This is a genomic window from Flavobacterium sp. (assembly GCF_035456225.1).
Lineage (GTDB): Bacteria > Bacteroidota > Bacteroidia > Flavobacteriales > Flavobacteriaceae > Flavobacterium.
Genome location: NZ_DATIDM010000231.1, coordinates 1 through 9,205, shown reverse-complemented (window position 1 = coordinate 9,205; position 9,205 = coordinate 1). Strand labels below are relative to the sequence as shown.

General features: G+C 37.9%; 9 protein-coding genes. 4 read left to right on the top strand and 5 right to left on the bottom strand.

What is annotated here, in order from left to right; all coding sequences use genetic code 11:
• From VLB74_RS13365 to VLB74_RS13350, 4 genes are all read left to right on the top strand, one after another.
• The coding region (locus VLB74_RS13365; RefSeq protein WP_473964700.1) for a POT-type proton-dependent oligopeptide transporter at positions 1–1,078 on the top strand (1,078 nt) is incomplete at its 5' end.
• Position 1,079: 1 nt separating this feature from the next.
• Positions 1,080–2,618: a peptide MFS transporter gene (locus VLB74_RS13360; protein WP_325203955.1), complete on the top strand. Its 1,539-nt coding sequence runs from the start codon at positions 1,080–1,082 to the stop codon at positions 2,616–2,618.
• 49 nt (positions 2,619–2,667) lie between these two features.
• A complete protein-coding gene (locus VLB74_RS13355) occupies positions 2,668–3,147 on the top strand; it encodes a thioredoxin family protein (RefSeq protein WP_325203954.1) in 480 nt (159 codons plus the stop codon).
• A 4-nt stretch (positions 3,148–3,151) separates the two neighbouring features.
• Complete coding sequence (locus tag VLB74_RS13350) at positions 3,152–3,640, top strand: thioredoxin family protein (RefSeq protein WP_325203953.1); 489 nt, start codon at positions 3,152–3,154, stop codon at positions 3,638–3,640.
• Here the strand turns inward: VLB74_RS13350 and VLB74_RS13345 are convergent.
• From VLB74_RS13345 to surE, 5 genes are all read right to left on the bottom strand, one after another.
• On the bottom strand, positions 3,637–5,553 hold the full coding sequence (locus VLB74_RS13345; protein ID WP_325203952.1) for a ComEC/Rec2 family competence protein: 1,917 nt from the start codon (positions 5,551–5,553) through the stop codon (positions 3,637–3,639). The two genes, VLB74_RS13350 and VLB74_RS13345, sit on opposite strands and share 4 nt — an antisense overlap.
• A gap of 185 nt (positions 5,554–5,738) precedes the next feature.
• Complete coding sequence (gene lpxB, locus VLB74_RS13340; protein WP_325203951.1) at positions 5,739–6,851, bottom strand: lipid-A-disaccharide synthase; 1,113 nt, start codon at positions 6,849–6,851, stop codon at positions 5,739–5,741.
• 15 nt (positions 6,852–6,866) lie between these two features.
• The gene (locus tag VLB74_RS13335; RefSeq protein WP_325203950.1) at positions 6,867–8,144 is read right to left on the bottom strand and encodes a hypothetical protein; all 1,278 of its coding nucleotides are present in this window, start codon (positions 8,142–8,144) and stop codon (positions 6,867–6,869) included.
• Positions 8,145–8,201: 57 nt separating this feature from the next.
• Positions 8,202–8,474, bottom strand: a complete 273-nt coding sequence (locus VLB74_RS13330) for a hypothetical protein (RefSeq protein WP_325203949.1) — start codon at positions 8,472–8,474, stop codon at positions 8,202–8,204.
• Between the two features lie 29 nt (positions 8,475–8,503).
• Positions 8,504–9,205: 5'/3'-nucleotidase SurE (gene surE / locus VLB74_RS13325; RefSeq protein ID WP_325203948.1), on the bottom strand; the 702-nt coding region annotated here is incomplete at its 5' end.

Sequence of the window (9,205 nt, the reverse complement as noted above, 5' to 3'; positions counted from 1 at the left end):
TGATAAAACCGATAAAAAAGGTGTTCAGCCCGGAGATATGCCTTTTTGGAAAATTGTGGCTTTCATTCTAATTCCGTCTGTAATTTTCGGGGTAATCGGCTGGATGCTTAAAGGTACGGCTTCAGATGCCAATCCGGATAGTTATATATTTGGTTCCGACAGTACCGATGCTTTTATTTTTGCCTGTATTCCCGTAATTTTCTTTTATGCAAGTTTGTATTTTAAAGCTAAAGTAGAAGACAAAAGACCGATTGGGGCCTTACTGGCAATTTTTTCGGTTGTGATTTTGTTCTGGGCGGTATTCAAATTAAATGGTTCGGCACTTACAACTTGGGCAGATCGTTACACGGATAGGGAAGTGGTTGGAACTTCACAATCGGTTTTCAGCGGATTAAAGTTGGCCAAAGAAGTGGAATTCAAAAAAGATTCTGTCGAATTGTACGATGATAATTTCCGTTTGCAAAAAGAAAACGGAGTGGTTAAAAAAGAAGTGAATTATCCATTGTATTTTAGAAATGTCGCCGAAGATAAAAAACCTGCAGAGGGTGCAAAAGTATCACTTTGGGCAACCAACTTGAGCCAATCCATTAATCCTTTTTGGGTAATTATGCTTACTCCTTTGGTGGTTGCTTTCTTTACTTTTTTACGTAACAGGCAGAAAGAACCAACCACGCCAACTAAAATTGCATTTGGTTTATTGATTTCGGCCCTATCGGTTTTGGTGATGGTGGCAGCTGTAAAAATGGGCAGTAACGGAACCGAAAAAGTAAGCGTTTGGTGGCTGGTAGCTAATTATGGTGTAATCACGATCGGGGAATTATTTTTGAGTCCGATGGGATTGTCCGTTGTTTCAAAATTGAGCCCGACTAATATTACGTCACTAATGATGGGTGGCTGGTTCCTGGCAACGTCTATCGGAAATAAATTGTCGGGTGTCTTGGCCAGTATGTGGGATACCTACGAAAATAAAGCCGATTTCTTCTGGGTCAATTTTGGATTGTTGATGTTTGCAACCCTTTTGATGTTTGCCTTGTTGAAGCAGTTAAATAAAGTAATGAAAGAAAAAGGAATTAATTAATATGAGTTCAACAATAGACGAAATTCAGGATTTCAAAGGGATAAAAACAGAAGATATCCAGAATTTTAAAGGAAAATACCCAAAACAGCTGTGGTATTTATTTTTCAGTGAGATGTGGGAGCGTTTCAGCTTCTACGGAATGCGAGGGATGTTGTATTATTTCATGGTTCACCAGCTATTGATGAATGATACAATAGCAAACTTACAGTATGGGGCGACACAGGCATGGGTATATGCTTTTACATTTATAGGGGGACTTTTTGCGGATAAGATTTTTGGTTTTAGAAAATCATTGTTTTGGGGCGGTCTCTTAATGATTGTTGGAAGTGTGATTCTGTCAATTGATCCAAAAAACTTCTTTTTCATTGGCGTTAGTTTTACCATTGTAGGAACAGGGTTTTTTAAACCGAACATTTCATCGATGGTTGGAAAATTGTATAGAGATGATGATAATAGGAGGGATGCGGGGTTTTCTTTATTTTACGCAGGAGTTAACTTAGGGGCTCTGATTGGAGGGTATATTTGTGTAGCCGTGGGGAAAGGAGAACTGTGGGATAGTTTTATACCTGAAACATTGCGATGGAATGCCGCGTTTGGTTTCGCTGCAATTGTTATGATTGTTAGCTTGTTAACATTTACTCAAACACAAAAAAGCCTGGGCGAAATTGGTTTGTCTCCTTTATCTCATATTGATGCGTCGAAAAGAAGAATTTATGAAATTCTAACCTATATTGGATCCATTTTAATCATTCCGGTTATTATGGTTATGGTTTCCAATACAAAGTATACGGATTGGTTTATGTACATAATAGGTCCGGTTTCTATTTTGTATTTGCTTTATGAAATGAGGAATTTTTCCGTTTCAGAAAACAAAAAGTTGGTAGCGGCTGTTGTTTTTATGCTTTTTTCTGTTGTTTTCTGGGCGTTTTTCGAACAGAGTGGAGGATCGTTAAGTGCGTTTGCCGCAGATAACTTACACAATAAGCTTTTAGGGATGGAATTGGATCCTAATGGTGTAAATAATGCCGTAAATTCCTTGTTTGTCATTGCTTTTGCTGCATTGGTTGGGATGGTTTGGCTGTGGATGAATAAAAGAAAGATAGAACCCAATACAGTGGTGAAATTCGGACTTGGATTCTTGTTCCTGGCCGGCGGTTTCTGGGTATTTTATTACACGAAATTCTTCGCAGATGCTTCCGGGAAAACGTCTTTAGATCTGTTCACCTTTGGTTGGTTCATCATAACGTTTGGAGAATTGTGTTTGTCACCTATAGGAATGAGTGCTATGACCAAATTATCTCCTCAAAAAACACAGGCGGTTATCATGGGGATGTGGTTCCTGGCGAGCGCTTACGGGCAGTATTTTGCCGGACTGTTAGGGGCTAACATCGCTGAAGCTTCTGAAAACGCATCCAACCTTGAAAAGTTAAATGTGTATGCTGACGGTTACCAGCAATTGGCTGTGTATGCTGTGATTGCGGGAATTGTGTTAATCGCCATTTCGCCATTAGTGAAAAAATTAATGCAGGACGTTAAATAAAATTCGGCATTATTTTTGTTATTTAGTAACTGATTAAAAAAGGGATACGATGAAAAAAATACTTTTAGGGTTGCTTATCTGCTTAAACACTTTAGTCTTATCGGCTCAAGAAAGCGGACTGACATGGCATACTAACATCGATAAAGCAATGGAAGTTTCCAAAAAGGAAAATAAACCCATGATGTTGTTTTTTACCGGAAGTGATTGGTGCGGATGGTGTATGCATTTGCAGAAAGAAGTTTTCTTTAAACCTGAATTTGTTAAATGGGCTAAAGAAAACGTTGTGTTAGTGGAGCTTGATTTTCCCAAAAAAAAACAATTAGACCCAGCATTGCAACAACAGAATTATGGTTTGCAAAACGCTCTTAAGGTTCAGGGATATCCAACCATATGGTTTATAACCGCTGAAAAAAAAGCGGATGGGAATGTTAATCTTTCGCAATTGGGCAGTACCGGTTATGTAGCCGGAGGGCCGGAAGCATGGATTACGGGCGCAAATCAGATTTTAGCAAACAATAAAAAAGGATAAATAAATGAAAAAAATTCTATTTGCCGTACTTTTCGTTTTAGGAAATTTGGCAGTTCATGCTCAAGAAGCAGAGGGTAAAGAAATCAAATGGATGACTTTGGATGAAGCATTGTCACTTCAACAGAAAAAACCCAAAAAAGCAAAACCTATTTTCATGGATGTCTATACCGATTGGTGCGGTCCATGCAAAATGCTGGATAAAAATACCTTTCACGATCCTAAATTCGTAGAGTATATCAATGCGAACTATTACCCGGTTAAATTCAATGGGGAAGGAAATTTTGAAGTGACTTACAAAGGTAAAAAGTATGCCAATCCGGGTTTCGATCCTAACCGAAAAGGACGCAATTCGGCTCATGATTTTACCATGTTCTTACAAGTACAGGGTTACCCGTCAATGTATGTTTTTGACAAAACGGGCGAGGTAAAAACGCCCATAGTAGGTTACCGAACAGCCGACGAGGTAATCGAAGAACTGAAAAAGATAAACTAATATCCGATAATTTTATAGAATCCCTTTTCTGCAGTAGCGTGAAAAGGGATTTTTTCATTTTCACAAGTGGCTTTCCATCGGTTTACATAACTCTTGTAATTCGTTGCATCAGCTATTATCACTTTAGGCTGAACAGTGTTGATAACCCGTATCAGATTGATTTTTGGTGATTGGGTCAATAAAAGGATATCCGGTTTTTGGTGAAGTGAATAAACGCCGAGACTGTCAACAACTAAAATTTTTTGGTTCCCGTAAAACACCGTGTTCTGTAGCGGGAATATTTCTACAGCCTGATTGAAATTTCCGCAGTTATAGGCTTTCAGGTTTTTATTTTCCTGTGGTAAACTATCATTGGAGTACACTCGGATTTTATTATTTCGTTTTTCTGTCAGCAGCGTACTTTTTTTGTTGTTGAAAACGATGAATTCGCTTCCCTGTTTTGAGTGCCACAGCGTAACTAAAGTCAAAATTTGAAGGGCAAAGGAACTGCTTAAAAATAAAATGAGTTTTGAGAATTTTTTTTCGTAGAGCCAGAGGACTAAAGCCGTAAGCATCAGATAAAATAGCAACAGTAACGAAAATGAAAATGGGATGTCTTTGATTACAAAGGTTTCAAACGATGCAACCCAGGCAATATACTGATTCATTATTTCGATTGCAAATCCCAGCAGTTTTCCTAAAAGGATGGCCAGATCAGGAACTGTGAAATTAAAAGCCAAAACCGCGATTCCTAAAATCAGCACAAAACTCGACAACGGAATAACCACAATATTTGCCAGGAAAAATAGTAAAGGCATCTGATGAAAGTAATACAGACTCAACGGTAAAACCCCAATTTGTGCTACAAACGATATCGTTAGGAGATCTGCAAAATAATTGACTACTTTGAATCTGGAAATCCGGAACGAACTGTAAAAAGGTTGCAGCCAAACGATTGAAAAAACCGCAATGTAGCTTAACTGAAACCCTACATCGAATAAAAAATTAGGATTGCACAGCAGGATGATCAACATGGAAACTGCCAGTATGTTATAGATATTTCCGGATTTGTTGAGATATAATCCGAAACTGATAAGGCTGAACATAACGACAGAACGTACCACAGAAGCTGATAAACCGGACAAAAGTGCAAATACCCATAAAAAGGTTAGTATCATTATGAACTGCAGCAGTTTGCCTTTTTTAAATTGGTTTAAAGGTTTGAGTAGGAAAAGCAGTATTGCATAAAGTATGGCAATATGTAAACCTGAAATAGCCAAAATATGGACCACGCCCGCATTGGTGTAGTTGTCATTCATTTGGTTATCCATGTCTTGCCGTTGTCCGAGCAGCAGTGCATTGATGATATGATCAGTATTTTTTGAAAAATGATGAATTTTAAAACTGTTCAGTAATTTATTGCGATATGTTTCCACATAAAAGTCAAGGTTGTGATTGGTTCCTTTTTTTATGTAAGTTCCGGATTTTAAATACAGCTGATGGAATACATTTTGTTTTTCCAGATAGGCAGCATAATCGAACTGGTAAGGGTTAAATGATTTTGCAATGGGTGTCAGTTCTCCCTTGATATGCAGTTTGTCACCAGCGTGGAATTGTGTTGCGCCAGGTTTTTTAGGAACTGTCAGAAGGATTTTTCCAAAAACGCTTTTTTTGTTTAATCGCGTTATTTTGAAATAGTATTTTTCGGCATAAGCATTGGGTTTAAGGCGTTCTGATATTACCCCTTCCACTACATTAACATCCGATACAAAATGACTGTAATTATTTTTATAGCCACGATGATAATGAAGCGAATAGGTCAGCATCCCAATACAAAAAGATAGCAAACAAGTAAAAACCGTGAAGTGATTTTTTTGAAAAAAGTGCTTGTTCGAAAGTCGGAATTGAATTCCGAAAGCAATCAGCGCTGTCATATTTGTTATTGCTATCCATGATGTTTCAAGCCGCCAATAATAATTGACAACAATTCCAAAAACAAAAAACAGGGTAATTATAATTGTAGGAAATTTTGCTATTTTCATACTGCCGAAGATAAGCAGAATGAATTATTAAAAAAAGAAAATTCCTACAATTTAAATAAAATTAAATTTACACCGAGTTATTTTATAGCACTATAGATTAAATGGGCTGTTTTTTTACTGGCTCCTTCACCGCCTAACTTTTCTTCAAGTAAATCATAATTGTGTAAAACTTTAGCGCGGTATTCCGGATTCAGTAACTTTTCAAGTTCGGTTTTTATTTTTTTCGGATTACACTCGTCCTGGATTAATTCGGTCACCACTTCCTTGTCCATGATTAAATTGACAAGTGAAATATATTTCAGGGTGATAACGCGTTTAGCGATTTGGTATGAAATCCAGTTTCCTTTGTATAAAACAACTTCAGGAACTTTAAAAAGAGCGGTTTCCAAAGTTGCCGTTCCCGAAGTCACCAAAGCAGCATGTGCCACACTTAACAAATCATAGGTTTTGTTGGAAATGAAATGAACCTGATCGTTGGTTAAAAACTGTTGGTAAAATGAAAACTCCTGACTCGGCGCACCCGCAATCACAAACTGATAGTCCGGGAAGTCTTTCATTATGGCAAGCATTTCGGAAAGCATTTTTGAAATTTCCTGTTTTCTGCTGCCGGGCAAAAGAGCGATTATAGGTCTTTCGTCAAGTCCGTTTTCTTTTTTGAATTGAGCTGCATCCGTTTTTTGACGGTTGTGAATCGCATCAATCAGTGGATGGCCTACAAATTCAACCGGGAAATTATGTTTCTTCTCATAAAAATCTTTCTCGAAAGGAAGGATCACATACATTTTATCGACATCGCGCTTAATTTTTTTAATGCGATTCTCTTTCCAGGCCCAAATTTGAGGTGAAATGTAATAATGGTTTTTAATGCCTCTTTTTTTGGCCCATTCGGCAATACGCATGTTAAAACCCGGATAATCAATATAGATAATCACATCGGGTTGAAATTTAAGAATGTCGCTTTTGCAGAATTTGATATTGTTAAGGATGGTTTTTAAATTCGCAGCTACTTCGGCAAACCCCATGAAGGCCAAATCACGGTAATGTTTCACCAAAATACCGCCGGCTTGCTGCATTAAATCGCCGCCCCAAAAACGGATTTCTGCCTGCGGATCCTCCTTGAAAATGTTTTTCATCAGATTCGAAGCGTGTAAATCGCCGGAAGCTTCGCCTGCAATGATGTAGTATTTCATGCTAAAGCGGTTTTATTATTCTTCCCAAGCTAAATATGGGAACCCATTATTTATTTGATTGTTAGGATCTCTTTTCCATACAATACCAGCTTGGTCATAGTTAAGCTCGTTAATCAAGTCTGCCGACTTCATAAAGCTCTCTTCATATCCAGAATTAGGCATGTTTCCAACTGTTCCTTTTAGGCAAAATGAATACGACGTAGTTGTTCCATAGTTATTGGCGGCAATAGGTTGTGTGTTTTCCGAATAACTGTTACCACTAGTGATGCGGCCTGTTGTAAAGGTATAATTGATTTCACCTCCTCCTCTATATCCCATAATTCCTGCAGCTATGCCGTTTGTTGATTTTACATCACCCATGTTATAACAATTTTTAACTTCATTATATTCGGCACTCATGTAATTTGGCCCTCCGGAGTGGCCAACAATACCGCCAGCTGTTTTAGTGGATTTTACAAGTCCTTTGTTTATACAATTTTCAAAATAACCATTGTAGGTGCTGCCTGTAATACCTCCTGAGTGAACACCATAATATAAGTAAGCATCTGTACCCATACTCGTAATAACTCCTCTATTAACACATTTGCGTATTTTACTGTTTAGGAGTTCGCCCACAATTCCTCCGGTATCTGACTCACCAGTAACAGTGCCGTCAAAAGTGCATAATTCTGTTGTTGTCGCTCCACTTGCTTGTCCTATAATGCCTCCGACACGTATTTTTCCGTTAATTATTCCTGTAACTGAACACGTCTCGAGTCTTATGAAATCCCTTCCGTGAAAAAAGCCACAAATTCCACCGACATTATTTACGCCGGTAATTTCGCAATTCGATAGAATAATATTTTTGAAGTTACCTTCAGCATAACCAAACAGGCCCGTGGCTTCGGTTTCACTGGTTGAATTAATCTTTAAATTTGATATTATTTTGGAATTCCCATTTAAATTTCCCAAAAAATTAAAATTGGATGATTTTCCAATTGGTTCAAAATCAATATTAGCCATATTAATGTCATTAGTGATTTTGAAATATATATGTTCAAACCGATTCTGAGTGTAATATGGTGCTTGGGTGTTCGTTTCGTTTACTTTTAAAGATAGATAAACCAGTTGTTCAGCATTTTCAATCAAGTACGGATTACTTTCTGTTCCGTTACCTCTTGTCCATGATGTGGGAGTAAAAGGGGTGTCGATAGGAGGATTGTCATTATCAGTTGGCTCGGTTGCTTCATCACGGTCACATTGGAAAGCAGTAGAAATTATGAAAATGCAAAAAACTAATAATTTAAATTTCATAAAAAGTAAGTTTGAGAGGATATTAAATGATCTTTGATTTCAAATATATAAAATAGATTACAAAATTACCGTTAAAAGTGCCAAAAGTATTGTTGCCAAAATTACGCCTCTTGCCATTAATTCTTTCTCCATTTTCAATAAAAGGAAAAAAGCGATTAAGTTAAAAATAGCGCCAAGGGTAATTAGTTTTCCCATCAATCCATGCTCGCGGACCATTTTTACATCTTCCAGAGAACGGGCATCGGCAAAAAAATATAAAAATAAACCACAGCCTAAAGTTGCTGCTATTAACCCGATCAGTAGTCCGATTAACAAATCCGTCTTATTCATTTTTGTATTTTGTAATTTCTAATTCGTAATTATTTCAAATCCCAACCGTTTAACTGTTGGATAGCATGATGGGCCGTAAAATCAAACTGAACAGGTACTACCGAGATATAATCGTGTTTCAGTGCCCATTCATCGGTATCTTCGCCTTTGTCCAAATTTACGAATTCACCGGTTAGCCAGTAATATTCTTTTCCCTGCGGATTGGTTCGCTTGTCGAATCGTTCTTCCCAAACGGCTTTCGCCTGACGACATACCTTAATCCCTTTTATGTGTTTTTTAGGAAGATTGACGTTCAGGACAACACCTTCGGGCAGTCCTTTTTCCAGAACTTCCAAGGCTATTTTTTTGACATAAGGTTTAACGGATTCAAAATCAGCGTTCCAACTGTAATCCAGTAACGAGAAACCAATTGCCGGAATTCCTTCGATACCTGCTTCAACGGCGGCCGACATCGTTCCGGAATAAATAACATTGATGGAAGAATTGGAGCCGTGGTTGATTCCCGATACACATAAATCCGGTTTTCGTTTCAGGATTTCGTGTACCGCGATTTTTACGCAGTCAACCGGCGTTCCGGAACAACTGTATTCGTTTTTCAGTTCTTTATCGATGCTGACTTTTTCAAGGTGAAGCGTGTTGTTGATGGTAATGGCATGTCCCATAGCTGATTGCGGACTGTCCGGTGCCACAACGATGACTTCGCCTATTTCTTTCATTGCTTCAATCAGTGC

Excerpts from the sequence above, each read along its gene's own strand:
- VLB74_RS13345 (WP_325203952.1), bottom strand. The coding sequence starts at position 5,553 with ATGACAGCGCTGATTGCTTTCGGAATTCAATTCCGACTTTCGAACAAG.
- VLB74_RS13335 (WP_325203950.1), bottom strand. The coding sequence starts at position 8,144 with ATGAAATTTAAATTATTAGTTTTTTGCATTTTCATAATTTCTACTGCT.
- VLB74_RS13330 (WP_325203949.1), bottom strand. The coding sequence starts at position 8,474 with ATGAATAAGACGGATTTGTTAATCGGACTACTGATCGGGTTAATAGCA.
- VLB74_RS13350 (WP_325203953.1), top strand. The coding sequence starts at position 3,152 with ATGAAAAAAATTCTATTTGCCGTACTTTTCGTTTTAGGAAATTTGGCA.
- lpxB (WP_325203951.1), bottom strand. The coding sequence starts at position 6,851 with ATGAAATACTACATCATTGCAGGCGAAGCTTCCGGCGATTTACACGCT.
- VLB74_RS13355 (WP_325203954.1), top strand. The coding sequence starts at position 2,668 with ATGAAAAAAATACTTTTAGGGTTGCTTATCTGCTTAAACACTTTAGTC.
- VLB74_RS13360 (WP_325203955.1), top strand. The coding sequence starts at position 1,080 with ATGAGTTCAACAATAGACGAAATTCAGGATTTCAAAGGGATAAAAACA.